This window comes from Rhodococcus sp. MT28, from assembly GCF_058792695.1.
In genome coordinates, this window is the sequence record NZ_JBXAFD010000002.1 from 266025 (window position 1) to 292874 (window position 26850).

25 protein-coding genes are annotated in these 26850 nt (G+C 62.6%); 10 read left to right on the top strand and 15 right to left on the bottom strand.

Annotated elements, in window-relative coordinates; all coding sequences use genetic code 11:
- Positions 1-130: 130 nt before the first annotated feature.
- Positions 131-1039 (top strand): TIGR04222 domain-containing membrane protein, encoded by a 909-nt coding sequence (locus AC1Q6C_RS09540; RefSeq protein WP_030537459.1) that lies wholly within the window; start codon positions 131-133, stop codon positions 1037-1039.
- Positions 1036-1944, top strand: coding sequence for a TIGR04222 domain-containing membrane protein (locus AC1Q6C_RS09545; RefSeq protein WP_492666552.1), 909 nt, complete (start codon positions 1036-1038; stop codon positions 1942-1944). Before AC1Q6C_RS09540 ends, AC1Q6C_RS09545 begins: the two co-directional genes overlap by 4 nt.
- Here the strand turns inward: AC1Q6C_RS09545 and AC1Q6C_RS09550 are convergent.
- The 5 genes from AC1Q6C_RS09550 to pdhA are packed head-to-tail and all read right to left on the bottom strand — an operon-like array spanning position 1873 to position 7752.
- Positions 1873-2979, bottom strand: a complete 1107-nt coding sequence (locus AC1Q6C_RS09550; RefSeq protein WP_492666553.1) for a Glu/Leu/Phe/Val dehydrogenase family protein — start codon at positions 2977-2979, stop codon at positions 1873-1875. The genes AC1Q6C_RS09545 and AC1Q6C_RS09550 overlap by 72 nt on opposite strands.
- 24 nt (positions 2980-3003) lie before the next feature.
- Entirely contained in the window at positions 3004-4398 is a 1395-nt protein-coding gene (gene lpdA / locus AC1Q6C_RS09555; RefSeq protein WP_492666554.1) for a dihydrolipoyl dehydrogenase, read from the bottom strand.
- Positions 4398-5621: a dihydrolipoamide acetyltransferase family protein gene (locus AC1Q6C_RS09560; RefSeq protein WP_492666555.1), complete on the bottom strand. Its 1224-nt coding sequence runs from the start codon at positions 5619-5621 to the stop codon at positions 4398-4400. Before AC1Q6C_RS09560 ends, lpdA begins: the two co-directional genes overlap by 1 nt.
- Complete coding sequence (locus AC1Q6C_RS09565) at positions 5618-6622, bottom strand: alpha-ketoacid dehydrogenase subunit beta (protein WP_003942485.1); 1005 nt, start codon at positions 6620-6622, stop codon at positions 5618-5620. Before AC1Q6C_RS09565 ends, AC1Q6C_RS09560 begins: the two co-directional genes overlap by 4 nt.
- Positions 6623-6624: 2 nt before the next feature.
- The gene (gene pdhA / locus AC1Q6C_RS09570; RefSeq protein WP_492666556.1) at positions 6625-7752 is read right to left on the bottom strand and encodes a pyruvate dehydrogenase (acetyl-transferring) E1 component subunit alpha; all 1128 of its coding nucleotides are present in this window, start codon (positions 7750-7752) and stop codon (positions 6625-6627) included.
- A gap of 154 nt (positions 7753-7906) precedes the next feature.
- On the opposite strand from pdhA, the gene AC1Q6C_RS09575 reads away from it, so the two are divergent.
- Genes AC1Q6C_RS09575 through AC1Q6C_RS09585 form a run of 3 tightly spaced genes read left to right on the top strand, consistent with a single transcriptional unit; the run spans position 7907 to position 9571 of the window.
- A complete protein-coding gene (locus AC1Q6C_RS09575) occupies positions 7907-8377 on the top strand; it encodes an Lrp/AsnC family transcriptional regulator (protein WP_037130242.1) in 471 nt (156 codons plus the stop codon).
- 46 nt (positions 8378-8423) lie between these two features.
- On the top strand, positions 8424-9248 hold the full coding sequence (locus AC1Q6C_RS09580) for an MbnB/TglH/ChrH family RiPP precursor modification enzyme (protein ID WP_492666557.1): 825 nt from the start codon (positions 8424-8426) through the stop codon (positions 9246-9248).
- Complete coding sequence (locus tag AC1Q6C_RS09585) at positions 9245-9571, top strand: SCO6045 C-terminal-like domain-containing protein (RefSeq protein ID WP_007729071.1); 327 nt, start codon at positions 9245-9247, stop codon at positions 9569-9571. The genes AC1Q6C_RS09580 and AC1Q6C_RS09585 overlap by 4 nt, the downstream gene beginning before the upstream one ends.
- Here the strand turns inward: AC1Q6C_RS09585 and AC1Q6C_RS09590 are convergent.
- The 8 genes from AC1Q6C_RS09590 to AC1Q6C_RS09625 all read right to left on the bottom strand — a co-directional run bounded on the left by AC1Q6C_RS09590 (position 9560) and on the right by AC1Q6C_RS09625 (position 16852).
- Positions 9560-10354 carry a family 1 encapsulin nanocompartment shell protein gene (locus AC1Q6C_RS09590; RefSeq protein ID WP_003942478.1) on the bottom strand — a complete coding sequence of 265 codons (795 nt, stop codon included), beginning with the start codon at positions 10352-10354 and terminating at the stop codon, positions 9560-9562. The genes AC1Q6C_RS09585 and AC1Q6C_RS09590 overlap by 12 nt on opposite strands.
- Positions 10351-11409: a Dyp-type peroxidase gene (locus AC1Q6C_RS09595; RefSeq protein ID WP_042447536.1), complete on the bottom strand. Its 1059-nt coding sequence runs from the start codon at positions 11407-11409 to the stop codon at positions 10351-10353. The genes AC1Q6C_RS09590 and AC1Q6C_RS09595 overlap by 4 nt, the downstream gene beginning before the upstream one ends.
- A 68-nt stretch (positions 11410-11477) precedes the next feature.
- Positions 11478-12434 (bottom strand): SMP-30/gluconolactonase/LRE family protein, encoded by a 957-nt coding sequence (locus AC1Q6C_RS09600; protein ID WP_007729077.1) that lies wholly within the window; start codon positions 12432-12434, stop codon positions 11478-11480.
- Positions 12435-12467: 33 nt separating this feature from the next.
- Positions 12468-13424 carry an alpha/beta fold hydrolase gene (locus AC1Q6C_RS09605; protein WP_376136086.1) on the bottom strand — a complete coding sequence of 319 codons (957 nt, stop codon included), beginning with the start codon at positions 13422-13424 and terminating at the stop codon, positions 12468-12470.
- Between the two features lies 1 nt (position 13425).
- Complete coding sequence (locus tag AC1Q6C_RS09610; protein WP_003942502.1) at positions 13426-13800, bottom strand: nuclear transport factor 2 family protein; 375 nt, start codon at positions 13798-13800, stop codon at positions 13426-13428.
- A gap of 65 nt (positions 13801-13865) precedes the next feature.
- Positions 13866-14546, bottom strand: coding sequence for a hypothetical protein (locus AC1Q6C_RS09615; RefSeq protein WP_492666558.1), 681 nt, complete (start codon positions 14544-14546; stop codon positions 13866-13868).
- A gap of 54 nt (positions 14547-14600) precedes the next feature.
- A complete protein-coding gene (locus tag AC1Q6C_RS09620; RefSeq protein WP_492666559.1) occupies positions 14601-16031 on the bottom strand; it encodes an APC family permease in 1431 nt (476 codons plus the stop codon).
- Between the two features lie 98 nt (positions 16032-16129).
- Complete coding sequence (locus AC1Q6C_RS09625; protein WP_021332595.1) at positions 16130-16852, bottom strand: FadR/GntR family transcriptional regulator; 723 nt, start codon at positions 16850-16852, stop codon at positions 16130-16132.
- Positions 16853-17038: 186 nt separating this feature from the next.
- Between AC1Q6C_RS09625 and AC1Q6C_RS09630 the strand changes: the two genes are divergently transcribed.
- The 5 genes from AC1Q6C_RS09630 to AC1Q6C_RS09650 are packed head-to-tail and all read left to right on the top strand — an operon-like array spanning position 17039 to position 22007.
- Entirely contained in the window at positions 17039-17845 is an 807-nt protein-coding gene (locus AC1Q6C_RS09630) for a gamma-glutamyl-gamma-aminobutyrate hydrolase family protein (protein WP_225320216.1), read from the top strand.
- Entirely contained in the window at positions 17829-18602 is a 774-nt protein-coding gene (locus tag AC1Q6C_RS09635; RefSeq protein WP_021332597.1) for an SDR family NAD(P)-dependent oxidoreductase, read from the top strand. The genes AC1Q6C_RS09630 and AC1Q6C_RS09635 overlap by 17 nt, the downstream gene beginning before the upstream one ends.
- On the top strand, positions 18599-19975 hold the full coding sequence (locus tag AC1Q6C_RS09640; protein WP_492666560.1) for a glutamine synthetase family protein: 1377 nt from the start codon (positions 18599-18601) through the stop codon (positions 19973-19975). Before AC1Q6C_RS09635 ends, AC1Q6C_RS09640 begins: the two co-directional genes overlap by 4 nt.
- 31 nt (positions 19976-20006) lie before the next feature.
- A complete protein-coding gene (locus tag AC1Q6C_RS09645) occupies positions 20007-21470 on the top strand; it encodes an aldehyde dehydrogenase family protein (protein ID WP_492666561.1) in 1464 nt (487 codons plus the stop codon).
- Positions 21471-21488: 18 nt separating this feature from the next.
- Complete coding sequence (locus AC1Q6C_RS09650) at positions 21489-22007, top strand: hypothetical protein (RefSeq protein WP_007729094.1); 519 nt, start codon at positions 21489-21491, stop codon at positions 22005-22007.
- Positions 22008-22073: 66 nt separating this feature from the next.
- Here the strand turns inward: AC1Q6C_RS09650 and AC1Q6C_RS09655 are convergent, their stop codons facing one another.
- Together AC1Q6C_RS09655 and leuS are read right to left on the bottom strand one after the other, a co-directional pair.
- On the bottom strand, positions 22074-23579 hold the full coding sequence (locus tag AC1Q6C_RS09655) for an MFS transporter (protein WP_030537475.1): 1506 nt from the start codon (positions 23577-23579) through the stop codon (positions 22074-22076).
- 424 nt (positions 23580-24003) lie between these two features.
- The gene (gene leuS, locus AC1Q6C_RS09660; protein ID WP_058227434.1) at positions 24004-26850 is read right to left on the bottom strand and encodes a leucine--tRNA ligase; all 2847 of its coding nucleotides are present in this window, start codon (positions 26848-26850) and stop codon (positions 24004-24006) included.

A 26850-nucleotide genomic window follows, 5' to 3' on the forward strand; every position in this document is an offset into this window, starting at 1 on the left:
TTCGGCGGTAACGGAATGGTGACGATGGCCATCCGGATATCGCTTTTCCGGGCACTGGCCCGATACTGACATCAGTTGTCGGACAAAGAGACTGGACTTGTCTCAGGAGTTCATCGAGAGGTGGTGTGCGATGCATGATCATACGGATACATGGGGGATCCCCAGCCAGACTTTCCTTCAGTGGTACCTGGTGGCGGCTGCCGTCGCGATCGGACTCTCCCTGTACAGCCGAATGACTGCGCGCCGGTCACCGGTGGTCGTCGACTCGGTCCGTCGGCCGCTCACTCCTCCCGAGATCGGTGCCTTGACCAGTGACTACCAAGCGGTGCTGGCGTCGATGGCTATTCTGCGTAGCGCCGAGCTGATCAGCACCGAAGGCAAAACCAAGCTGGCACTCACTGCGGAGGACAAGAATCGTCTCGACTGGTTCACCCGTACGGTGCACAAGCGGCTCGGCAACGGAAAAGTCCCGCTGCGGCAGGTGCGTCTGATGGGGCGGCTGAACGTCGCACTCGCACAACTACGTACGACGTTGATCGACGAGGGATATTTGCAACGCCAGCAGGACGGTCTGACCGCTGCCCTTCGGACCGTTCCGATCGTGGCGGTCATTGCTCTCGGCGTAGTCCGTCTCGTCGCCGGAATCGCCGGCGGTAAGCCGGTCGGGTTCCTGCTCCTCACCATCATCGTTCTCGCTCTGATGATTCCACTTCTTCGCATCAAGCGTCGTCGGACAGCTTTGGGAGACAGCGAGCTTCGACGCCTCAAGCACGAAAACTCGTACCTCTCACCGAAACTGCGGCCCGCGTACACGAGCTACGGTCCCTCGCTCGCCGGGCTGTCGGCGGCGCTCTTCGGTGCGGGCGCTCTGGTTCTGATCGATCCGGCGCTGGCGGGAGCGGTAGCTGCGGGCGCCGCGTACAGCCCGGGTGGCGGAAGTTCGAGCTACTACAGTTGTGGCTCCTCATCCGGATCATCCGGCTCGGACGGCGGTGGCGGCAGTGGGAGCAGTTGCGGCGGCGGGGGGTGTGGGGGATGAGCACGCATGCAGCCGACACCTGGGGGATCCCCAGCGAGGATTTCCTCTACGGCTACATAGCCGTTTCGGCCACGCTCATGGTTCTCACTCTGGGGTGGCGTCTGATGATCCGGGCACGCCGGCACGGGTACTCAACCGAGCACGGGTATTCCGCCGAGCAACTGACGCCTCCGGAAGTCGGAATGCTCACCGGCGAGTCACGCGCCATCGCAGCATCATTGGCAATCCTGCGTAGCGCTGACCTGATCACCACCGACGGCGCTGTCCTGCGCCCGTTGGGCCCTGGCGACGAGACCCTGGACTGGTACACCCTCACCGTGTACCAGCGCCTGGCCCAGCAGGCTCTACCCCATCGTCGGCGCCAACTCGCCGAGCGTATGACGGTGGAAACAGCTCGCCTACGAAACTCTTTGGCGGACCGGGGATACCTGACCTCCGACAGCGCCAGGCGTTCAATCTTTCTCTCCACAGTTCCGCTGAAGATCCTGGTGGCCGTGGGTATCGTCCGCATTGCTTTCGGACTGCACAACGACAAGCCCGTCGAGTTTCTGATTCTCGCCGTACTCGTCACCGGGTTCAGCATCCCGCTGCTCGGGCTCAACTTCGATCGAACCACCTCTGGCAAGGCGGCACGTTCGGAACTGACCACGGCACACGCCTACCTGTCCCCGCGCAACAAGCCTGCCTTCTCCGCCTACGGACCGCGTTTGGCGGGAATGTCCGCTGCTCTCTTCGCCAGTTCGGCGATGCTGATGATCAATCCCGCCTTGGCCTCCGCCGCCGGAATCGGTGCCGACGGCAGCGGAAGTAGCGGGGGTTCGGACGGTGGCGGTTCAGGCGGGGGAGGCAGCAGCTGCAGCGGGGGCGGCGGATGTGGCGGCGGCGGCGGTGGATGCGGGGGATAGCCGCGCCCGGGCGAGCATAAGCGCTGCGGCCTCGGTAGTGATGCCACGTTCCTCGCTCAACGAGTACACCTCGTCCAAGGTTCGACCGATGCCTCGGGTTCGTTCGACGACGTCGTCTTCGTTCCACCCCAGGACTTCTCGCCCCACGAGGTGAAAGGCTCCGCCTGCGTTCGCGACGAAATCAGGGGCACAGAGAACCCCGCGGTCTCGCAGAACCTCACCGGCAGCGGCATCGGTCAAGATGTTGTTTGCTGCGCCCGCCACGGCCAGAGTCGGAATCGACGCAGCCGCAGCGAAATCGATGATGCCTCCCATCGCGCAGGGGGCAAAGAGGTCACACGGTGTTCGGAGGACCTCGCCGGCAGGAACGACCGTGTGCCCCGCGAGAGAAGCCGCCTCGAGGCGCTGCGGGTCCGTATCGGCAACCAGCAGACGTGCGCCAGCCTGCGCTGCGAGACGGACGACGTCGCCGCCGACGGCGCCGAGCCCCTGTACCAGTACCGTTCGGCCGTCGAGTGTTCCGAGTCCTCGGCGACGCGCCGTGGCCTTCATCGCTTCGAACACACCCAGAGCGGTGGCGTGCGCGCTGGAACCGGCGCCACCGTTGCCGACCGAACGCCCGAAGACGTATTTGGTGGTGCGGCTGAGCTGATCCATGTCGGAAGAGTTGGTGTTGACGTCAGGACCAGTCCAGTAGTTTCCTTCGAGCTTGTCGATGTTCTCGGCGTGGATGTCGAGGATACGGGTCCAGGTTGCGGCGTCGATCTGATTGCGCGGTGCTGGCAGTGCGATCACCGACTTCCCGCCACCCATCGGCAGATCGGAGACAGCCATCTTCAAAGTCATTGCGCCGGCCAGCTTCCCGGCGTCCGCCAATGCGTGACCGATGGAGGGATAGTGAGCGGCCCGCGTGCCACCCGACGCCGGTCCCAGACGGGTGGAGTCGATTCGAATCACGAAAGTCGTGCCGGTCTCCCGATCATGGCGACTGACGGTCAGTTCACCGTCCCAGCGCAGTTCGTCGTCGATACTCATTGAATCTCCTTTTCTGTCTCCGGGTCAGTTGTGGGCGTGCAGTGGTGTTCCCGCGAGTGCGAGCATGGCCTCGCCCAACGCTTCGTTCTGACTGGGGTGCGCGTGGATGAAACGCCCCACTTCATCGGGAAGTGCTTCCCAGGCAACGGCCAACTGCGCCTCACCGATCAGTTCGCCGACGCGGTCTCCCACCAGGTGAACTCCGACAACAGGGCCTTTCGTTCCGCTTCGAATCACTTTGATTCCGCCGGTAGTTCGCAGGATCTGACTCTTGCCGTTACCTGCCAGGTCGTAGATGACGGTGGAGACGTCGGCGTACTGCGTGCGCGCCGCCTCTTCGTCGAGTCCGATCGATGCAACTTCGGGATGTGAGTACGTCACGCGAGAAATCAGATGTTCGGCGACCGGTATCGGATCCTTGCCGGCAATCTGTTCGGCCACCAAGATTCCCTGCTGGAAGCCTCGGTGCGCCAATGCAAGACCGGGCACGATGTCACCGACCGCATACACACCGTCCACGGACGCACGGAGTCGTTCGTCGGTGACGACAAATCCCTTGTCGAGGCTGATTCCGTTTTCTGCGAAACCGCTACCGTCCGTGCGGGGTCCGCGGCCGACGGCGACCAACAGTAGGTCGGTGTCGAATATCGTTCCGTCGCCCAGTTCGACGCGGACCGAATCGGCTGCTTCTTTCGCGGAAGCAACCTTTGTGTCTGTCTTACAGACGATTCCGCGTTTACGATAGGCTCGTTCGAGCTGCTTCGACGACCACGGGTCCTCGGCGGCGATCAGTCGGGGGAGCGCCTCGACGATCGTTACTTCGGCGCCGAACGAGCGCCAGAGGCTTGCGAACTCGACGCCGATGACACCGCCACCGAGTACCGTTGCGCTGGTGGGCACCCGGTCGAGTTCGAGTGCCTGGTCGCTGGTGACGATCCGTCGGCCGAGTTCGATGCCGGGGAGTTCCCGCGGATACGAGCCGGTGGCCAGAACGAGTGATGTTCCGGTGTAGCGGGTTCCGTCGACGTCGATGCTTCGCCCACCGACGTACGTCCCGTATCCGTTGACGATGGTGATCTTGTGTTGCGCCAACAAGCCTTGCAGACCGCTGTACAGCCGCTCGACTGTCCCGTTCTTGTAGTCGTGCACCTGCGCGATGTCGATGCCGTCAAAAGATGCCCGGACACCGAATTGCTCACTGGTGCGTGCCGAATCGGCCACCTCGGCGGAATGCAGCAGTGCCTTGGTCGGGATGCATCCGCGGTGCAGGCACGTTCCGCCGACCTTGTCCGCTTCGATCAGCGTGACCGACAATCCGAGTTGAGCGGCGCGGATGGCGCAGGCATAGCCGCCCGATCCTCCACCGAGGATCACGACGTCGCTGTGGGGTTCTGCAGTTGTCATCGGAGCCTTGGTCATCAGAGCCTTCCCAGGACGCGGATCGGGTTCTCGATGTAGTCACCGAACAGCCTGAGGAATCCGCCGGCTTCGCCTCCGTCACAGACGCGGTGGTCGAAGCTCAACGAGATCTGAGTGACCTTACGAACGGTCAACTCGCCGTTCACGACCCACGGCTTGTCGATGATGCGTCCGATCCCCAGAATTGCCGCCTCGGGGTGATTGATGATCGGAGTCGATCCGTCGACCCCGAATACCCCGTAGTTGTTGAGCGTGAACGTGCCGCCGGTCAGGCGGGCGGGTTCGAGTTTGCCGTCGCGCGCAAGGTCGGTGGTCACCCGAAGTGCTTGTGCGAGTTCGACGGTGCTCAGGGCGTCCGCATTTCGAATGACCGGTACCATCAATCCCTTCGGTGTCTGCGCGGCGATCCCCAGGTGGGTGCGGGCGTGTCGAACGATCTCGCCTCGAGCAGTATCGACTGACGAGTTCAGTTCGGGGTACTGCGCCAACGCCGCGATGGTCAGCCGAGCCAGGAGCGCCATCAGGCTGATCTTGTCGGAATCGGGCAGTGACTTGTTGATCTCGGCTCGCGCCGCCAACAGTTCGGTGGCGTCGACGTCGACCCAGGTTGTCGCGTCAGGGATCTCGCGGCGGCTGGTGGACAGCTTGTCGGCAACTACCTTGCGTAGCCCCTTGATCGGAACTCTTTGGTCGGTCGCGTGTGACGTTTCCGTTTCCGGGCCGGTGTTCGACCCGGCCTCGACGTCAGCACGCGTTATCACCCCGCCGGCACCCGACCCGGAGAGCAAGGACAGGTCGATATCGTTGTCAAAGGCCAGTTTACGAATTATTGGTGAGATCACGCGTACCGACGGAGCCGCTCTGCGACGGCGTCTCGGTGCATCCTCGCTGGTGCCGTAGCCGATCAGGACGTTGCCCGAACCGGCGCGTTCCTCTTCGCGGTAGCGCTCGTGGTTGGCCGAAACGACCGCGTCGACACTCTCGCCACCACTCACAGTGATCAGCGGTGTGCCCACCTTCAGGGTGTCTCCGTCTTTGCCGTGTAGTTCGATCACGGTCCCGGCGAACGGGATGGGCACATCCACAGCAGCTTTCGCAGTTTCCACCTCGACGACGATCTGATCGATGGTAACCACGTCGCCTACCTTGACGTGCCACTCCGCGATGTCGGCCTCCGCCAGTCCTTCGCCGAGGTCGGGGAGCATGAAAACCTGATTGCTCATGCCGTCACCGCCCAACGGGTGTCCGGGGCGTCGTTCCACTGCAGACGGTCGACGGCGTCCAGGACCCGGTCGATACTGGGCAGGTGGTGACGCTCGAGCTTGGGAGCGGGGTAGGGGATGTCGAAGCCGCTGACCCGGAGCACCGGGGCATGGAGATGGTGGAAACACCGTTCCTGCACGCGGGCAGCAATTTCTGCACCCACACCGGCAAAACCCTGCGCTTCCTGGATAACGATGCAGCGTCCGGTCTTTCGCACCGATGCGGTGACCGTCTCGTCGTCGAACGGCACTATCGAGCGGATGTCGATCACCTCGATGTCCCGGCCCTCGGCTGCAGCGGCCTCGGCGGACCTCAGTGCAACGTCCACGGACGGACCGTAGGCGATGAGCGTCGCGTCACGACCGGGGCGACGGACGACGGCGCGACCGATCGGCTCGCGTGCGGTCAGTTCGACATCTGCTCGCGCGAAGTACAGCTTCTTGGGCTCGAGGAAGATCACGGGATCGGGGTCCTCGATCGCCGATCGTAGCAGCGAGTACGCATCTTCCACCGTGGACGGCGCCACAACCTTCAGCCCGGGTGTGTGCGCGTAGTAGCCCTCACTGGAATCACAGTGATGCTCCACCCCGCCGATACCGCCGGCAAAAGGAACACGAATGACTATCGGAATCGACAGCGCGCCCTTGGTGCGGTTTCGGATCTTCGCCACATGGGAGGCGATCTGCTCGAACGCCGGATAGGCAAACGCGTCGAACTGCATTTCCACGACCGGACGAAAACCGGCCATGGCCATGCCGATTGCGAATCCGATGATGCCGGACTCGGCGAGGGGAGTGTCGAAGCATCGGTCGTCGCCGAAGTCGCGGGTGAGGCCGTCGGTGACGCGGAAAACGCCGCCCAGGGTGCCGACGTCCTCACCGAAGACGACAACGTTGTCGTCCGCAGCCAGAGAGTCGCGTAGCGCGGTGTTGAGGGCCTGAGCCATCGTGAGCATGGGCATGGTCAGTGTCCCCCTGTGTCAGCGGCTTCGGCAGCAAGTTCGGTTTCGAGTTGGGCTTGTTGCTCACGCAATTGCGGTGTCTGCTCGGCGAAGACGTACCGGAACAGATCGAGCGGATCGTGCGGGCGGTCGACGTTCATGCCGGCGCGCAGTGTGGCGGCCGCGGTTTCTGCCTCTGCAGTCAGCGATTCCACGAACGCGTCGTCGATCAGATCGTGTGCGCGCAGATACTTTTCGAGACGCGGCAACGGATCTCGCCCGAGCCAGGCTTCCACCTCGGCGCTGTCGCGGTAGCGGGTGGCGTCGTCGGCATTGGTGTGTGCGTCGATGCGATAAGTGTGTGCCTCGACGATCACCGGTCCGTTTCCGCTGCGGACGAAGCGTGCCGCCTCGTCCATGACGGCCAGCATCGCAACGGGATCGTTGCCGTCGACCTGCTCGCTGCCGATCCCGTAGCCGACGCCCTTATGCGCCAACGTCGGTGCTGCACTTTGACGTGACAACGGCACGCTGATCGCAAATCCGTTGTTCTGCACCAGAAAGATCACCGGCGCTTTGAAGACGGCGGCGAAGTTCAGCGCTTCGTGGAAATCACCCTCACTGGTGGCCCCGTCGCCGCAGAGCGCCAGCGCGACGGTGTTCAGGCCCCGTCGGGACTCCCCGTAGGCCACCCCCGCTGCATGCAGCAATTGCGTTGCCAGCGGGGTGCACTGCGGCGCACTGCGCAGCGCGACCGGGTCGTACCCGCAATGCCAGTCGCCGGCAAGCATGCTCAGAATCTGCACCGGATCGACACCCCTGGCAGCCAACGCCATCGAATCCCGATAGGTGGGGAAGAGCCAGTCACTCGGCTCCAGACTCATCGCTGCCGCGATCTGGCATGCCTCCTGCCCTCGCGAGGACGGATACACGGCCAAGCGCCCCTGTTTGGTCAGCGCCGTCGCCTGCTGGTCGAAGCGTCTGCCCAGGAACATCTTTCGATACATCTCGATCAGGCGATCGTCGCTCGGTTTTGCGTAGCGCGCCTCGCTGCGCGTCAGTTCTCCCGCAGGGTCGAGGTACTGCACCGCAGAATCGGCCGGCAGGAACTTCTGATACCGCAGTTCCCCCAAGGGCTCGACAAGTGTCACTTCTACCTCCAGAAGACGTTGTGTCCATCAGTATTCGCACTTCGGCGACGTAATGGCAGCAAGCGTCGAGGATTCAAGACAAACGGCCTATCATGAGGATTCGGGCAGCAATATGTCCATCAACCGACTCGACTACCGAACCAGGAATGGACAGATGGCCACCGAACCGCACGCTCTCGATGCGATCGACCGCCGCATCATCGCCGAACTGACCGCAGACAGTCGCATCTCCATGCGTGCACTGGCTGAAAAGGCGCACATATCCCGCGCTCACGCCTACGTCCGCATCGAAAGGCTCGAGGACGCCGGAATCATCACCGGATTCACGACGCGGATCGCCCATGAGAAGGCCGGACTCGGCTCCTCGGCGTACGTGGCACTCTCGATCCGGCAGCACTCGTGGCGAGGTCTGGCGGCGTCCTTGAAGGCCCTGCCGTTTGTCGAGCACTTCTCCCTCCTCGGCGGCGACTTCGACGTTCTGGTGCTGGTCCGTGCCCCGGACAACCAGGAACTACGCCACACCGTTCTCGAAGAACTCCAGGGACTCGACGGGGTTCTCTCGACCAAAACGTGGCTGATCTTCGAAGAAGGCAACGGTCCGGGACCCAACTGGCTGCCCGCCTGATCCGTCTATAGTCGCCGTTAGCAGTTGCACACGGGAGGTGATTCGAATGACCCTGTACGGCCTGGGAATCGGTTGGCGCCCCGAGGTCTCCGGAATCATCGCGCAGCTCGACGGCCTGGCATTCTGCGAAGTCATTGCCGAATCCGTCGGAAACGAGATACCGCCGCACCTCGGCTCGCTCGGAGTTCCGGTGATCCCGCACGGAATCTCGCTCTCACTTGGCGGGGCCGAGGCGGTAGATCAGGCACGGATCGATCACCTTGCGCATGCAGCTCAGCTACTGGGCGCTCCCTTGGCGAGCGAGCACATCGCATTCGTGCGTGCAGGCGGCATCGAGGCCGGCCACCTGCTCCCACTTCCGCGCACCTACGAAGCCGTCGACGCCCTGGTACGCAACATCACCCGGACTCAGGACGGTCTACCGGTGCCGTTCGCCGTCGAAAACGTTGCCGCCCTGTTCGACTGGCCGGACGACGAGTTGACCGAAGGGGAGTTTCTCGCGGAGATCGTCGAGCGCACCGGAGCCCTGCTGGTTCTCGACATCGCGAACGTCTATGCCAATGCCCTCAACCGAGGGCGTGATCCCTGGGCCGAGCTGAGCCGGCTACCACTCGAGCGAATCGCATACTGCCACATCGCCGGTGGCAGCATCAGCGACGGCAAATACCACGACACGCACACCGATCCGGTACCCGAAGCCGTGCTGGAACTCCTTGCGCAGTTCACCGCCGCCGGTCACCATCCCGCCATCATGCTCGAGCGCGACGGAAACTATCCGCCGGCACTGGAATTGCTCGACGAGCTCGATGCCATCGCCGACGCAGCTGGTCTGGATCGCATCACCGCGGGCACCGATTGGTCACGCACATGAGCACGCTCGGTGAGCGTCAAGAGGCGCTGATTCGCGCACTGGTGGCGGGTGGCGAACTGCCCGAAGGCTTCGACAAAGACGAAGCCGCCGTTGTCTCGGCGGCGCTGCTCCGAAAGCGCGCAGGAGAAGTGGCGCACCACCTTCCGGTCGTGCGCCACACTCTCGGCGATCGTTATCTTCAGTTGTTCACAGCGTGGGCGGACGGACGACCGAAGTCGTCTTCGCATGCGGATGCCCAGGCCTTTGTCGCCCATCTCCAGGACATCGGCGAACTGCCTCGCCCACCCTGGTATCAGAGGTTTCGAAAGGTCTCACGCAAGTGAGACAACAGCTTCGCTGGTGTACATGAGGAACGTCATCGATTCCTGGAAGTACAGCTCGACGGAGTTCGCATCGTGCGAGAGATAGCCGATGGACAGGTCCTGGCCGAGGTGCAATTCGTAGTCACCGCCACGCGTCGACAGCAGGAAAGCGCCGTCGATGGCCGGGGCCCAGATGATCTCGCCGTCGAGGACGCGTCGCAGGTGCTCGCGGATGGGGTAGCCGTGATCGGAGGTCTCGTTGATCGCGGTGAACGCATCTGCATTCAAGAGCAGTGAGTACGGTCCGTTGACACCGGCCAAGCGCAGCGACGTGATCGCCTGGCTGATGGCTTCCGGGTAGTCCTTGGCGTCGATGGGTAGCTTCAGTTCCGGGTTGGAACCGCTGGCCCGCACGCCGGTGATGCTGGCTGCTGGGTATCCCTCGAAGATGGCGCGGTCCTCGGCGAACGCGATCTGCTTGGCCGCGTCCTTGACGGGCTGCCAGTCGGAGTCCTTGGCGCCGCGTTCGACGTCGTCGATGGCCTGACGGCTGACGGTGAAAGGGACCCGCAGTTCGATGATCGGCTGGGACTGACGAGCATGTGCGATGACGCCGTCGGCCAAGGGATTGATCGGCACCTGATGCCCGAGTGGGATGGCCGCGAGATCGTCACCCGACGGTCCCTCCACATCCACGACACGACGACCGGCGACGTGACGCTTGAAGGTACGGCTCGCCTCTTCTTCGATCTCGGCCCAAGCTGCTGCCGAAATGGGTGCTAGGTCGCGGTGCAGGTTTGTCATTGCTGGGCACTCCTTTTGAGGCTGCCGATTCCGAGAGAACCGTCAGAGATGGGCGCTGTGAACGTCGCTTCGGGAACGAGCCTGGTCGGCAAGTCCGGGGGATCGTCGAGAAAGTCCGCCGTCGGAACGAAGAAATTGATTCCGGTGACGGCGGTGGAGAAATCGAGAATGCGGTCGTAATTGCCGACGGGATTCCCGATGAACATGTTGGTGAGCATCTGCTCGGTGACCGTAGGCGACGCCGAGTAACCGATGAAATAGGTACCCATCTCAGCGGAGCCGACGTGGCCGAACGGCATGTTGTCCCGCAGAATCTGGATCTGCTCACCGGATTCGTCCTCGATGACGGTGAGTGCGGTGTGGGAGTTGGCCGGCTTGGTGTCGTCGTCCATCTCGAGATCTTCGAGCTTGGAGCGTCCGATGACGTTCTCCTGCTCCTCGACGGGCAGGGAGTTCCACTCCGACATGTCGTGGAGGTACTTCTGGACGATGACGTAACTGCTGCCTGCGAAATCCGGATCCTCGTCACCGACGGTGACCGCGACGTAAGCGGCCTGCCCGGACGGGTTCTCGGTACCGTCGACAAAACCCATGAGGTCGCGTTGCTCGAAATACTTGAACCCGTGGACCTCGTCGATCACCGACGCGGCCCCGGCCAACCTGTTGGTCACGACCGTGGCGAACTCGAAGCACAGGTCCATCTGACGGGCCCGGATGTGAAACAACAGATCGCCCGGCGTGCGCGGGGCGTGGTGTTTGTCACCGGTCAACTCGACGAACGGATGCAATTCCGCCGGCCGTGGACCGTCGAAAAGTCGATCCCACGCATCCGAACCGATGCCGACGACGGCAGCCAAGCCACCGGCGGGAACCCGGAATCCGATCGAGCGTTGCAGCCCGGAAATATCCGCCAGAACGTCGTGAACTGCCTGCTCACCACCCTCGTCGATGGTGAAAACCAGGAAGATCGCAGCTTCCGTGAGCGGGGTCAGCAACGGCTGCGGTATCGCGGGAAGGGCCACTTCGGCCTCGTCGATCTCACTCGTTTCCGCCATGCAGACCAGTATGGACGATTCCGGCAGTCCCGGCATCAGTAGTGGGTAAGTCGCGTCAGGGTGTCGCGTCAGGGTGTTGCGGCCTGGGCGCCCGCGTCGAAGCCGGCCGGAATCTCGAAGATCTTTCCGTCGAACCCGGCGCGGTAGAGATGCCCGGCCGCGAAACCGGAATTGCCACGCCCGTAGGTCAACACACTCGACGCTTGCAGTCCGCTGGTGAGCGAGCAGTACTGGCCGGGTCCGTCGATCCGCCACACCTCACCACTGATGTCCGTGGGAACAATTGCGCGATCTCGCGAGTCCAAGGTCAAACCATCTGGGGCAGAGAAGGTTTCGAAACCACCGAGATCGACCAACGACTCCGAATATCCCGGATTGTCCACGGAGATGCGGCTGACACCCGGGTTTGCGAACGTGCGCGAAACGTAGAGCCAGCGATTATCGGCGCTCAGGGCAGCGCCGTTTGCACTCGGGAAGGTTGCCCACGCCGGGTCGACGGAACCATTCGGGCTGACCTTTCCGATCAGCGAACCGAAATCGTTGGTGGCGTAGATCGTCCCGTCGTGCGCGACGGCAAGGCCGTTTGCAGCGCTCAGACCACCGGCTATCGGCGTCACGGCGCCCGAGTTCACGTCCACCCGCGCGACCGACGCAGCACGCGTCAGATCGCCGATCAGCACGCCGGCGTTTGCTCCGGTACCCACCAGCAGTGAACCGTCCGGGCTCCACGCGAGTGCGCCCGCACCGCCGGGAACCGTCGCGATCGGAACTGCGGCCTGACCAGGCCCGTCGACGCGGAAGATCCGCCCACTCACCAGGTCGGTCGTATACAGGCGCCCTTGCCCGTCCACCGTGACACCCTCGAGGGCCGCACCCGGAATCTGGGCGCTGAGTATGGCGGGTGACGATCCAGGGCAAGGCGGAGCGGCGGCGGCACCGGACACGCCCAGAGCCAGAAGCGAACCGGCAACAAGAGCACCGGTGATACCTACCCGAATACCGCGATCGAAGATCCTGGTGCGCATCTGCGCAACGCTAGACCTTCGGCCCGATTTCGCCTAGAGCGACCGAAGGAAAGAGATCAAAAGTTCATTGACCTCGGCAGCGTGTTCTTGTTGTACGAAGTGCCCCGCGCCGCCGAGGAGATGTACACCCCGCAGGTCGGGGACAGTGTCCTTCATTCGGTCCAGTGCCTTGGGACCGCTCATCGCGATGACCGGGTCTTCCGCGCCCGCAACGAAGAGCGTCGGGACCTCGACGTGCGCGCCGTCCAGATCCGCGCTGCGTTCCCAATTGGCGTCATACGCTCGGTACCAGTTCAAGCCACCGGTGAAACCTGTTGCAGTAAAGGCCTTTACATAGACATCCAAATCATCCTCGGTGAGCCACGACCACGGCAACGCCGGCGCCTCGGGAAGTACGTCGAGATAGCCGTTTCCTTCGGAGGGGTTCTTCCACACATCGAGGTACCGGTAAGCCCCGGACAAGGCGTGGAAGAGCCGCTGAAGGAATTCACGTGGACGGGCGTCGAGTTCGCGCTCCGCGACACCCGGTTCCTGAAAATAGTGAATGTGCAGAAAGTGCTTGCGCGCCAAGGCGGCGTAGATGGCCGAGGGCTTGGCCGGGAATCTGTCCGGCGCATAGGGAACCGCCAAGGAGACCAGTCCCGCAACGCGATCGGGGTGACGAAGCGCTGTCGTCCACGCGGCCGGAGCGCCGAAATCGTGTCCGACGAACACCGCTTTGTCGATTCCGAGAGCGTCGAGTAGGTCGATCAGCCGGTTCGCGACGGCGTCGTTGGTGTAGTCCTCGATCGCGTCGGGGCGGGTAGTGCCGCCGTAACCGGGCATGTCGAGTGCAATCGACCGAAAACCCGCTTCCGCCAACGCTGCCGACTGATGGCGATAGCTGTATCCGAGGCCGGGAAAGCCGTGGCACATGACCACAGCTGTCCCGGAACCGGAATCGTCGATCTGCCAACGGAATCCGTCGACGTCGATCGTCTTGACCGTCATGTCAGGCGGTGATCATGTCTTCCTGGTTCCAGAATGCGCGCATCGACAGGATCTTTCCGTCGTCGTCGAAGGTCATGACGTCGATGGGTGCGATGGTCAGGGTCTGCTCGCCGAGCTTGGTGATCAGCGAGAAGTGGAATGCCGCTTCGTTTCCGGCGATGCGGAGGGTCTGAAGGTGAGCTTCCTGGTCGAAATTCTCGATCACGGAGTAGAACTCGAGAATGGACTCGCGGGTGGTGCGCACGTCGGTACCAACCGGGTCTTCGACCGTTGCACCCTCTGCGTACAGGGCCACAACCTGGGCAGCAGTGCCCGTCGCAACGGTCTCGATGTAGGCGTCGACGGTCTTGCGGATTACCTCTGCGGACGGTGCCATGGTCTACCCCTCGTAGTTAGAACAGGTTCTAATTCTGAGGATAACCCACGTCTCCCGTCCGCGGGTCAGGTTTCGAGCACCTTGCGCAAGCGAGCCTTCTTCCGGTTCTCCCGCACGATCCAAACAACATCGGTGTCGTCCGACGCCTCCAGGGAGAGGAATGCCGGCAGTGCATTCTCCGGATCCGCCGCAACCGCGACACTCCAGCAGTATCCGAGCGCCTGCCGGAGAGTCCGTGTGTCGGCCTCGCGACGAGAATCAGCTGGTTGCGAGACGATCCACTCGGTAGCGTCTCGGCACACCTGAACGGCCAGCGCAGCGTTGGTCTTGTCCTTCAGCAACCGTGGCTCGCAGATCCCCGCAGCCGCTGCGCGCAGCGTCAATGGATGGGCGGAGCGTGCCCACTGCTCGATGATCGCCCGGAACAATTCCGGATCCGCGTCACCTATCGCCTGAACGGCCATCGCGGCAGCTTCCCGTGCTCGCCACGACGCACAGGTGGTTGCCTCCGTCAGACTGTCCGGAACAGTCTTGTCGCGCGAACGAACGAGGATGAATCCGAGCCCGACGATCCCACAGCAGCGGATGTATTCGTCTTCGGACCCCGCCGCCTGCAGGATGTCGTCGTCATCGGCGCCGCGCGCGAACTCGAGCATGAGCTCAAGGTTCGCGCGCGGGCCGGGCAGTCCTGAACGCTCCGTCAGGTAACTCCACAGTTCATCGCCGTCCAGATCCGCGAACGTCATGGGAGTCCTGCTTTCTCGAGTGCGGGTGCACCCATCATTTCACCGAAAGCCCTCTCACGACGGGAGTTCGAAGCTCACTTGCTTCCGTCGTCGCGCATAGAGGAATCCACCGACAAACGCGAGCACCAGCACCCCGGTCATCACCACGGCCAGAATGTTGCCGCCCAGTAGGAGCGGAAGGTTTCCGGCAATGGCGATCGCGAATCCGATCAGCCCGACAAGGCCCAAGCTCGGGGCAAGTTTGGTGTGCCAGAATCGCTGATCGACCTTCGTACGATGAAGGAAGACGAGCACCGCCAGGCACGTGAGCAACATGAGGGCCACGATCCCCACCGTTGCAACGCCGGCGAACCACGCGAAGATCTGTGTCACCGGATCCAGACCGATAACGATGCAAGCTCCGAGAAGTACCAGAGCACAGCAGGATTGCACCACTGACGCGATGTGCGGCGAACCATGCACGCGGTGCGTCCGCCCACCTGCGCCCGGCAGAACGCCGGTGTTCGACAGAACGAAGATGTATCTGGCCAAGACATTGTGGAGAGACAGAACTGCGGCAAAGAGACTGGACACCAACAGAATTTGAATCAGGTGGGCTGTCACCGTTCCGGCAAAGTCGGTGGCAGTGGTGATCAGCATGCCGTCGGGGTCAGTACCCGCAATGTCCACTGCACCCTTGTCGCCCCAGGCTGTCACAACCGCCCAACTGGAGAGAGCGTAGAAGCCGCCGATGAGGATCAAGGCGGCGTATGTCGCTCGCGGGATAGTCCGCGCGGGATCCTTCGCTTCGTCACGGAAGATCGCCGTCGACTCGAACCCGATGTAACCGGCAAGTGCGAATACCAATGCGACGCCGGGGGATCCGGAGAATATTTCCGACGGAGAGAACATTGCTGTCGACGGGCCTTCCGGACCACCGTCGGCGATGATGAAAGCGTCGAGTACGACTACGATCCCGACCTCTGCGATCAACAGGATGCCGAGCACCTTGCCCGACAATTCGATATGACGAAATCCGAGGACGGCTACCAGAGCCAACGAGGCGAGCGAGAAGATCCACCACGGCACCTCCGGACCACCGTAGGAGGTGATCAACGAACTCATTGCCGGGCCGAGGTAGCCGTATACGGCCAATTGCACTGTGCTGTAACTGACGAGGGCCAACATCGCACTGCCGACGCCGGCACCACGGCCGAGACCATGTCCGATGTAGAGATAGAACGCTCCGGTTCCCGGGATGTAACGCGACATCGCGGTGAACCCGACGGCGAAGAGCAGAAGTACACCGGTTGTCACGGCGAAGGTCATGGGGAAGCCCGCACCGTTGCCACCGGAAATACCCAGCGGCACAAGACCACTGATCACAGTCAGGGGAGCAGCTGCGGCAACGACCATGAGGACTATCGAGCCGGTACCCAGCGAGCCTCGAAGAGTTCGGTCATCGCCGGATGCATCACGTGAAGCATTGACGGAAGTATGGGTCATACGGGCGATGTTAGAACCATTGAAGTCGATTCGGGACCCAATTCACAAAACTTTTACTTGCGAAAAACGGGACGAACCGTCCGTTCGTCGCGCTCCCGTCAGCCTTCTTCCTGCAGCGCCAAGCGTTTGAGCTCGTCTTTTGCGTGCAGAATGTGACGTTCCATTGCCTCCGCCGCGCGAGCGCTGTCGCCCCGCTTGATCGCCTCGAAGATTTCCTTGTGCTCCACCCTCGAAGCCTCGACCTGGTCTTCGAACACGAGATGATCGACGGGGACAAACATTTCGCCGCGAGCCTCGACCACAGCGGCCTCCAACCTGCTGTTTCCCGCCGCTCTGGCGATACCGCCGTGGAACCTGGCGTCACAAGCCCGGAACGATCCCCGACTTCCGGAAACCCCCAATTGCTCAATGGATTCGAGCAACTCGAGAAGATGACGATCGGTTCGCCGGACCGCCGCGAGGCTTGCCGTGCGCATTTCCAACCCGATACGGAGGTCGACGATCTCGTCGATGTCTGCTTCTCGCGCTTTCAACTGGCCAACCCAGTCTTCATAAGGCCTGGTCAACTCCGAAACGAACGATCCACCCGTGGCTCCTCGCCGCACCTCGATGTATCCCATCGCCTGAAGGATTCGGACCGCTTCTCGCACACTGACTCGACCGACTTCGAGTTGCTGAGACAGTTCACGCTCGGACGGCAGGCGATCACCGGGGCTGAGCGCGCCGCTGTGAATGAGCAGTCGCAAGCGTCGAGCGATATCCTCCCCCAACGTCGGTGCACTGACCATGAATTCGATGGCCGGCAGCTTGTCGATCTGCACGTCTCGTACCCCCTACTCGGTGCCTGGACCGACACTTACGCTTCGTCTTGACCTACGAAATCGAACGCTCCCATTCGCAACTGTCCTTGAATAGATACAGCAGCGCGCGGCACTTCGAACCCGTTACCCCAACTTTACAAGCCAAACTCTAGCGAAAAGCCATTCAATGGTTCTATGCTCGCTCCTATGACCCAATTCACGATGACGGCGGAGGCACTCCCCGCCATGCCCCTGATCGGAGTCACCGGCCGCGTCGACCGCGGCGGGCCGTCACTACCCAACGTCGTCGGCGACGCGTTGATGGAAATGTTCTTCACCGATTTTCCGTCGAAGATCCGCGCCGCCGGTGGTCAACCGATCCTGCTGAGCATCCACAGTGATCCGCGCCGAATCGTCGAGCATCTCGACGCCCTCGTCCTCAGCGGTGGTTCCGACGTGGACCCCCGACGATACGGCCGCACCCCCGGCCCCAACTCGTCACCCATCGACCCCGCTCGGGACGAATTCGAGTTCGCCCTGGTCGATGCAGCCTGGGAAATCGGACTGCCAATCCTGGGAGTGTGCCGAGGACACCAAGTCGTCAACGTCGCCCGCGGCGGCACACTGGTTGCCGACCTTCCGACCGACGCCGGTGAGGCGCACAGCTTCTTCGGCTATCCGCGTTCCTACCGACCACAACAGGTCGCCCTTGAATCCGGCTCCATCCCATACAGTCTGTACGGCAACAGCATTCACGTGAACAGCCTTCACCACCAAGCCGTGGACACCCCGGGGAGCGGGCTTCGGATCGTCGGACGCGCGCTCGACGGCGTCGCCGAAGCCATCCAGGCCGCCGATCGCCCCGTGGTGGGCGTGCAGTGGCACCCCGAATTCTTCGTCGAAATCGACCCGCTCTTCTCGTGGCTCGTCGACGCTGCAACCTCCCGTCGGACCAATTCTTCTCACCAGATCGATCATCACAGAATGGAAGACAACAATGTCACGTACGCATGAGAACAAGGTTGCCCTGATCACCGGTGCAGGCTCCGGAATCGGCCGCGGCATCGCGCTGCGCCTCGCCTCCGACGGTGCCCGCGTCGCGGTCGTGGACCTTCACATCGAAAGTGCAAAGGAGACCGTCGCACTTATCGAATCGCAGTACGGCACACCCGCGCTCGCCCTTGAGGCCGATGTGCGCGACCGCGCCGCCGTGAGCGCCGCTTTCGAAGCCACCGTCGCCGAATGGGGACGCTTCGACTACCTCGTCAACAACGCCGGCCTGATCACGATGAGTTCTCTCGAGAACCTCACCGACGAAGAGTGGGACCTCGTCCTCGACGTCAATCTCAAGGGCATGTTCATCGTCACGCAGATCGCCACCCCGTACTTCCGCGACGGCAACAGCGGCGCTGTGGTGAACTTGTCGACGGTGGAAGCGGACGTGGTCGTGTCCTCCCAGGGCTTCGCACAGGTCCACTACAACGCGTCGAAGGGTGGAGTGAAGATGCTGACGAAGGCTCTGGCCGTCGAACTCTCGCGGTACAACGTACGAGTCAACGCGATCGCCCCCGGGCCGGTCCCCACCGCCTTCCTGCCTGGCATCGACGTCTCCTCCGGCGAAGTTCTCGACTTCATGAAGTCCAGGCTCCTGGTGCCGCGCGTCGGCCGCCCCGAGGACATGGGTGCTGCAGTCTCCTTCCTGCTCTCCGACGACGCCTCCTACATCAGTGGAGTCCAGCTGCCCGTCGACGGCGGATGGCTTGCCCGATGAAAGGCCGGCTCACCACGGCCGAGCTCGCCGAGTCCGACATCGACACCGTCCTCATCGCCGGTATCGACCTCTACGGACGGTTGATCGGCAAACGAGTCCCGACGCGAATTTTCCTCGCGAACATCGACGAGGGTCTGCATGTGTGCACCTGTGTGTATGCCTGGGATGCCAGCCAACGCATGGACAAACTCGTTGTCGACTACGCCGGCGGACACACCGGCTGGCATGACTTCCGCCTGCAACCTGACCTGGGAACACTGCGACGCGCGTCGTGGCTCGAGTCCACTGCCATCGTCATCGCTGACTCGGTCGACGAACATACCGGCGAGATGGTCCCGATCGCACCGCGCACGATCCTGCGCAAACAGATCGACAAGCTCGAAGCTGACGGCCACACCGTCTACGCGGCAACGGAACTCGAGTTCCACCTCTACCGAGGTGCCCCCGACGCATTGCGGCGCAGCGGCTATCGGGATCTCGAACCCACCACCCTGGTGCCCTCGGATTACACCATCACCGCCGGCAACGCGATGGAACCTTTCTTCCGCAAGGTACGAACCGCGTTGGAGGAGAGCGCGATTCCCGTGGAGGTCTCTCAGGTCGAATACGGCCTGGGCCAGTGGGAGATCAACCTCGAATACGGAACCGCCCTCGAGATGGCCGACCGCCATGTGCTATTCAAGCAGGTCGTCCACGACGTCGCTGCGGCAGAAGGGCTCACTGCTACCTTCATGGCACGTCCGAGCACCGACGGCATGGGCTCGTCGTGTCATATTCACGCGTCCATGCGGAGCGACGACACCTTCCCATTCCACGACGAAAGCGCAGAAAACATCGCGAGCGCCGAGCTGCTGCACGCCGTCGGCGGAGTTCTCGAGCACTGCCCGGAACTCATGCTGTTCTACACGCCGACCATCAACTCGATGCGCCGCACCAGAGCCAGCCACGATTTCTCGGGGAACGGCTTGACCTGGGGTTTCGACAACAGGACTACCACCTGCCGACTCATCACCGGTGCACCGTCCGCCAACCGTCTCGAAATGAGACTGCCAGGGGCGGACGCAAATCCGTATCTCGCACTCGCCGCCGTTCTGGCGTCGATGAACGACGGTCTGACACGAAAGCTCGATCCCGGCGCACCGGTACGACGCGACGGGTACAGCGACACAGACACACTCGAGAAGGTGAAGCAACAACCGCTGCCCGGCACACTGGACGAAGCGGCGCGTGCGCTCGAGGCCAGTGAGTTCGCACTCGCGGCGTTCGGCGCCGAGGTCGTATCGCACTATGCGGCGGTCGCCAAGGACGAATGGGATTCCTTCATGTCCGCGGTCACCGACTGGGAACGCGAACGCTACCTCGACAACATCTGACCTACAAACGATTTCGCCACGAAGGACAGTCATGACCACTTCATGCTCACTCGTGCCCCAGAACAACACGATCGACGGAAACGTCGAAACACCGGCTATCGACCTCGGCGAATTTCTCACCGATCCCGACACCGGAGAGAAACTGCAAGCCCAACTCTCGTCCTCCACCGAACAGGCGGAGAGGGCGATCACCGCCGCGACAGAACTTCACCGATCGGGTGTCTGGACCCGTCGATCGGTCGCCGACCGGGTGCGCCTACTCGAGAGAACGGCTGAACTTGTCGAAGAACGGACTGCGGCGATCGCTCGTGAGAACTCCAAGAACAACGGCCTTCCGCTTTCGATCAGCACACTTTTCGCCGGCGGACTTCCCGATCTGTTCCGCAGTGCTGCAACGCATCTGAAGAACTCCTCCGGGTTCGAGCAGCTGGCGTCAGGTGCACAATTACGTCGGCTGGCGTGGGGCCCGACCGCTGTGATCGCACCGTGGAACGCACCGAGCTTCATCACCGCCAAGAAGACCGCATTCGCTTTGGCCGCAGGTGCTCCGGTCATCGCCAAGCCCTCCAACTGGGCTCCGTCAGGACCCAACGTGCTTGCCGAGGCGATCTCACGTGCCATCGCCGAAGTCGACGCGCCGAAAGCTCTGTTTCAACTCGTTCACGGAGGCGGGGACGTCGGGCATCTACTGGCCTCCGATCGACGAATCCGAGCACTGGCGTTCACCGGCGGCCGAGCGGCCGGTAGTTCCATCGCCGCTGCAGCTTCTACCGATTTCAAGGCTCTTCAACTCGAGCTCGGCAGCAACAACCCCGTGATCATCCGCGCCGACGCCGACATCGATCTGACTGCCACCGCACTCGTCGACGGGTTCACCAAACTCAACGGGCAATGGTGTGAGAGTCCGGGAAGCGTCTTCGTGCCGCCGCACCTTCACGACCGGCTTGTCGACGCAATACTCGACCGCACGGCCGAAATCGCACTCGGCCGAACCGATGACGCCAACACCACGATGGGTCCGCAGGCGAACGAGCCTCAACTCCAACGGATGCGGGATACCGTCGAGTTCCTCCGTGGCGTGGGCGGCACGGCCGTCTCGAGCACCCCCGTGCCTGACGATTCCGGATGGTTCTTCCCACCGACAGTGGTGCACGGAATCTCGTCGGAGCAGACCAAATCGGAGACCTTCGGGCCGATCCTGACGGTGCACCGAGCATCATCCGACGAGGAAGCTCTGCTCGAGGCCAACGCTCTCGATACCGGCCTGGCCGGATACGTGTTCGGCGCCGACATCGACGCCGCTCGTGAACTTGCGACCCGAATCGATTGCGGTGAGAACAAGATCAACAGCACCAGCCTCCTGGACCTAGACGACCACTCGACCCAGAGTTTCTGGGGCGGAAGCGGTATCGGCGCACACGGCGACGCAGAGCTTCTCGACTTCTTCCGGGGATCGAGAATCATCGGGGTCGATGCGCCCGGACTTCCTCTCTAGGCGGAGGAGGTCGAGGAAATGGGTGAAGCGGCTCGGGTGGGCACCGATACGAGTCGGGTGGGCACCATGGTGGTCGAATGCCACGATACCGCGGCGGTTCTCGCACGTATTTCGTCGCTGGGGTGGAAGCTCGGCGTCGAGGTCGTCAGCCTGTCTACATGGGTATCCGTGACATCGCCGGGAGTCACCGGAATGTCGATCGCGTACCGTTGCCCGGCAACGATCTCCGACGCCATGTTGATCAAGCGTCTCAACAAGATCATCGGGATAGTTCGCATCAAGACGGACCACGGCCCGTTCGTTCCGGTGACACCACAGGTCGGCCTACACGTCACCGCGACTTTCCAACGCGTCGATCCCGTGGCGCTGGTGGCGTACCGGCACGGCGCAACTGTGTGCAGTCAAGCGAACAATGTTCTGTCGGTACAACTCACCACCACCCGATCGATCGCGGACACATTCGTATCTGATCTGGCACAGGTCGCAGAGCGTCCGCTGCGGGGTGAGATCTCGCTGCAGGAGATTCATCTTGCATGACGTCGAAGTGCACCACGGCGATGTGCGGCTACGGAAGTTGGCCAGTAGCCGCACATCATCGTGTGATCAGTGAGCCGGGAGGAGGGACGTCTCCTGCTGCACACCGTCTTCTGCGCCGATCTGGACGATGTTTCGCGGCAGGAACACGGCTGCGATCGCGCCGAGAACTGCTGCAGCAGCACCGATCAGGAACGCGATACGCATGCCCTCGTCGGTGTAGAAGACAGCGCCCTCCATCGCCATCGCGATGTGCGAGTTCAAGACCGTGAAGGCGATGACGGGAAGCACTGCGGGGAAGATGCTCTGGAAGACCGCAACCATGCTCGCCGTGGTTGCCTGCAACTGCGGCGGCACTGCCTCGATGAGCAGGTTCGGGATGGAGGCGTAGCCCATACCCATACCGACACCGAAGATTCCGGCAAAGATGATGAGCAGAGGCTTGTTGTCGTGAATGGTTGCCGTCAACGTGAATCCGACTGCCATGAGGATCATTCCGATGATCATCAGCAGACGGGGCCGGATGTTGCGCCCCACGAGGAAGCCCACGATCAAACCACCGACCACCACCATGCCGCCAAGGGGCGCCTGGAAGATCGCGAATCCCTCTGCCGTCACGCCGAATCCGTATCCCAGGCCGAGAACTGCGGGGGTCATCACCATCATCGGCAGCAAAATCGTGAAGACTCCCGATGCGCCGTAGCAGAAACCGGCACCGACGGCGGTGAGCATCACCGAACGCTTGCCGAAGTAGCGCAGGTCGATCAAGGGCTCGCGGATGGCTCGGGCAGAGGCAACCCAAGCCACCAACAGTGCGACGCCGCCGATCAGGTAGGCCAGTGTCGAACCGTTCTTCCAGCCCCAGGTCGGGCCGAAGCTGACGCCGATCAGAATTCCGGCGATGCCCGATCCGAGCAGTACCGCGCCGATCAGGTCCAGCGAAGAGCGAAGTCGGACAGTCGATTCCGCCGTCGAAGCGAAGATCATGCCGCCGAGGAGAACCAGCCCGACGACAAAGAACCAGAAGATGCTCCGGAACCCGTGGTTGTCGATCAACCAACCGGAGACGAACGGCGCCGGAATCGCGATCAGACCCATACCGGAAGTCGCGATACTGACTGCCAGCGCAACAGTTTTCGGCGGGAAGACATCTCGAATGAGGGAGTAGCTCAGGAAGAGGCAGGGAACGAGAAGACCCGTCAATGACCGGCCCAGAATCAGGACGGCATAGCTCGGCGCAACCGCCGAAATGAAGGATCCGACCGCTGCGCCGGCGACCGCCAAGAGCAGGACTTTTCGCTTGCCGTACATGTCGGCGAGCTTTCCGAGCAGAGGAGACGCGACCGCCCCCAGCAGCAAGAACGACGTGAGCAGCCAAGCTCCCTGCGTCGTTTGATAATGCGCCGAGATGGCCGGCAGCGCAGTGGAAATCATCATGTAGCTCACCGCGAGCATCTCGAGAAGTAGAACGATCGACGCCAGAGAGAACACCAGTCGCGGAGTCCAACGCTCCGGTATCGATGTCGGTTCGGGCGCACTAGGAGACGAACCGGAGCTGTGGACGTGAGACGCCATGGCTGGAAGATCCTTTCGGGACACCTACAAATTCGATTGACCCCCTGTCGAATACCGCCGACGGGGGCCTTGCGGGGAAGTGCAGTGGAACGACAGCTACCGCTCTCGGCAACGTGTTACGTGCATCACAGCCCTCACATCGAACACGCGCTACCAAATGTTCCGCGGAGCGGGACATTCAGGACAACGACTGATTGGCGTCACAAACTCGAACCTGGCTTTGGATTATGAGCAACGGCAACGATTTTCGGTTCGAACTTGAACGTGGAGCCATTCCCATCTTCGAAATACCGACCACCCCGTACTTGACGATCCCGCCTTTGAGGTTCCCCCTCGGTGTCAACGTCGGGAATCATCCCCAGAAACGACTGTGCGCCGTTTCGGTAGCGGTAACTACCAAAACGGCGCACAGGGGCCGAAGGCCCTACAGAACTATGTTCACCATCTTGCCCGGCACAACGATCACCTTGCGGGGTGCGTTGCCCTCGAGCAGAGCGACGATCTTCTCGTCGGCCAGCGCAATCTCCTCGACAGCCTTGCGATCGGCATCCGCCGGGACGCTGATGCGGCTACGAACCTTGCCGTTGACCTGGATCGGGTACTCGACGGTATCCTCGACGAGCCACTTCTCCTCGACTGCCGGGAAGGGTCCGTGCGCAAGGGATTCCGTGTGACCCAGACGCGACCACAGCTCTTCCGCGAGGTGCGGCGCCAGGGGAGCGAGCATCAGCACCAGCGGCTCGACAGCAGCACGCGGCGCACCGCCCGGGAACGCCTTGGTGAGGTGGTTGTTGTACTCGATCAGCTTCGCGGCGGCCGTGTTGTCGCGCAGCGCCGTGTAATCCTCGATGACACCGGAAATCGCCTTGTTGAGCGCACGCAAAGTCTCCTCACCGGGCGCTTCGTCGGTGACACGGGGCTTGCCGGTCTCCTCGTCGATGACGACGCGCCACACTCGCTGCAGGAATCGCGCAGCACCGACGACGTCCTTGGTAGCCCACGGACGCGAGGTGTCCAGCGGACCCATCGACATCTCGTACACACGCAGAGTGTCTGCACCGAACTCGGCGCAGATCTCGTCCGGCGCAACGGCATTCTTCAGGCTCTTGCCCATCTTGCCGTACTCGCGGTTGACCTCGGCGCCTTCGTAGAAGAACTTGCCGTCACGCTCGACGACCTCTTCCGCCGGCACGTAGACGCCGCGGGCATCGGTGTACGCGAATGCCTGGATGTAGCCCTGGTTGTACAGGCGGCGGTACGGCTCGCTCGAGGACACGTAGCCCAGGTCGAACAGAACCTTGTGCCAGAAGCGCGAGTACAGCAGGTGCAGCACTGCGTGCTCGACGCCGCCGACGTACAGGTCGACTCCACCGGGATCGTTGGGGCCGTGCAGTTCCGGACGCGGGCCCGTCCAGTACGCCTCGTTCTGCGGGTCGCAGAAGGCGTCCTGGTTGGTGGGGTCGATGTAGCGCAGCTGGTACCACGAGCTACCTGCCCACTGCGGCATGACGTTGGTGTCGCGGTGGTAGGTCTGCAGACCGTCACCGAGATCGAGCTCGACGTTGACCCAGTCGGTCGCCTTGTTCAGCGGGGGAGAGGGCTCGGAGTTGGCGTCGTCCGGATCGAAGGACACGGGTGCGTAGTCCTCGACCTCCGGAAGCACCACGGGCAGAGCCGAATCCGGCAGAGCGTGTGCGTTGCCGTCCGCGTCGTAGACGATCGGGAAGGGCTCGCCCCAGTAACGCTGACGCGCGAAAAGCCAGTCGCGCAGCTTGTACTGGATGGTGCCCTTGCCCTGGCCGCTCTCCTCGAGGCGACTGATGACGGTCGCCTTGGCCTCCGCAACGTCCAGCCCGTCGAGGTAGTCGGAGTTCACCAGCGGGCCGTCACCGGAGTACGCAGCCTCCGAAACATTGCCACCGGCAATAACTTCGAGAATATCCAGACCGAACGCGTTCGCGAACTCCCAGTCACGGTGATCGTGTCCCGGAACTGCCATGATCGCACCGGTGCCGTAACCCGTCAGAACGTAGTCGGCGATGAAGATCGGGACCTTGTGGCCGTTGACCGGATTGACGGCGTAGGAACCGAGGAAGACGCCCGTCTTCTCCTTGTTTTCCTGACGCTCCAGGTCGGTCTTGGCGGCAATCGACTTACGGTATGCAGCAACAGCTTCCGCCGGCGTCGTGGCACCGCCAGTCCAGCGTGCGTCGACACCTTCGGGCCACTCGTCCGCGACGAGCTTGTCCACCAAGTCATGCTCAGGAGCCAGCGTCACATAGGTGGCGCCGAACAGCGTGTCCGGACGGGTGGTGAACACATCGACGCCGTACTCGCCTGCAGCAAAGGTAACTTCGGCACCGTACGAGCGTCCGATCCAGTTGCGCTGCATGGCCTTGACCTTGTCCGGCCAATCCAAGTACTCGAGGTCGTCGACCAGGCGATCGGAGTACGCGGTGATGCGCATCATCCACTGCTGGAGATGCTTACGGAAGACTGGGAAGTTTCCGCGGTCACTACGACCGTCGGCGGTGACTTCCTCGTTGGCCAGGACGGTACCCAAACCGGGGCACCAGTTGACCATCGAATCCGACTGGTAGACAAGGCGGTACGAGTCGACGACCTTTGCCTTCTCGGCGACTGTCAGCGACGCCCACTCGCGTCCGTCTTCCAGAGCGCGCTCACCGGAATCGAACTCGGCTTCCAGCTCGGAGATACGACGGGCCTTGCCTGCAGCCTTGTCGTACCAGGCGCCGTGGATCTGCAGGAAGATCCACTGCGTCCAGTGGTAGAAGTCGACGTCCGTCGTCGCGAGGCTACGACGCTCGTCGTGCCCCAGACCCAGGCGTCGCAGCTGGCGCTTCATGTTGGCGATGTTGGACTCGGTGGTCGTCCGCGGGTGGGTACCCGTCTGCACGGCGTACTGCTCGGCCGGGAGACCGAACGCGTCGTAGCCGAGGGTGTGCAGGACATTGCGCCCCTGCATGCGATGGAAGCGCGCGAAGACGTCCGTAGCGATGTATCCGAGCGGGTGACCGACGTGCAGGCCCGAACCCGAGGGGTACGGGAACATGTCCTGCACGAAGAGCTTGTCGGCGGGAACACCGTCGGGCGAGGAGAGCGGACCGACCGGATTGGGCGCGTTGAACGTGCCTTCCTCACTCCAGCGGTCCTGCCAGTGCTGCTCGATCTGGCCGGCGAGCTCCGCGGTGTAGCGGTGCTGCGGAGTTGCGTCGGCTGGTGAATCGGGGGACTGCGGAGACTCGGTCAC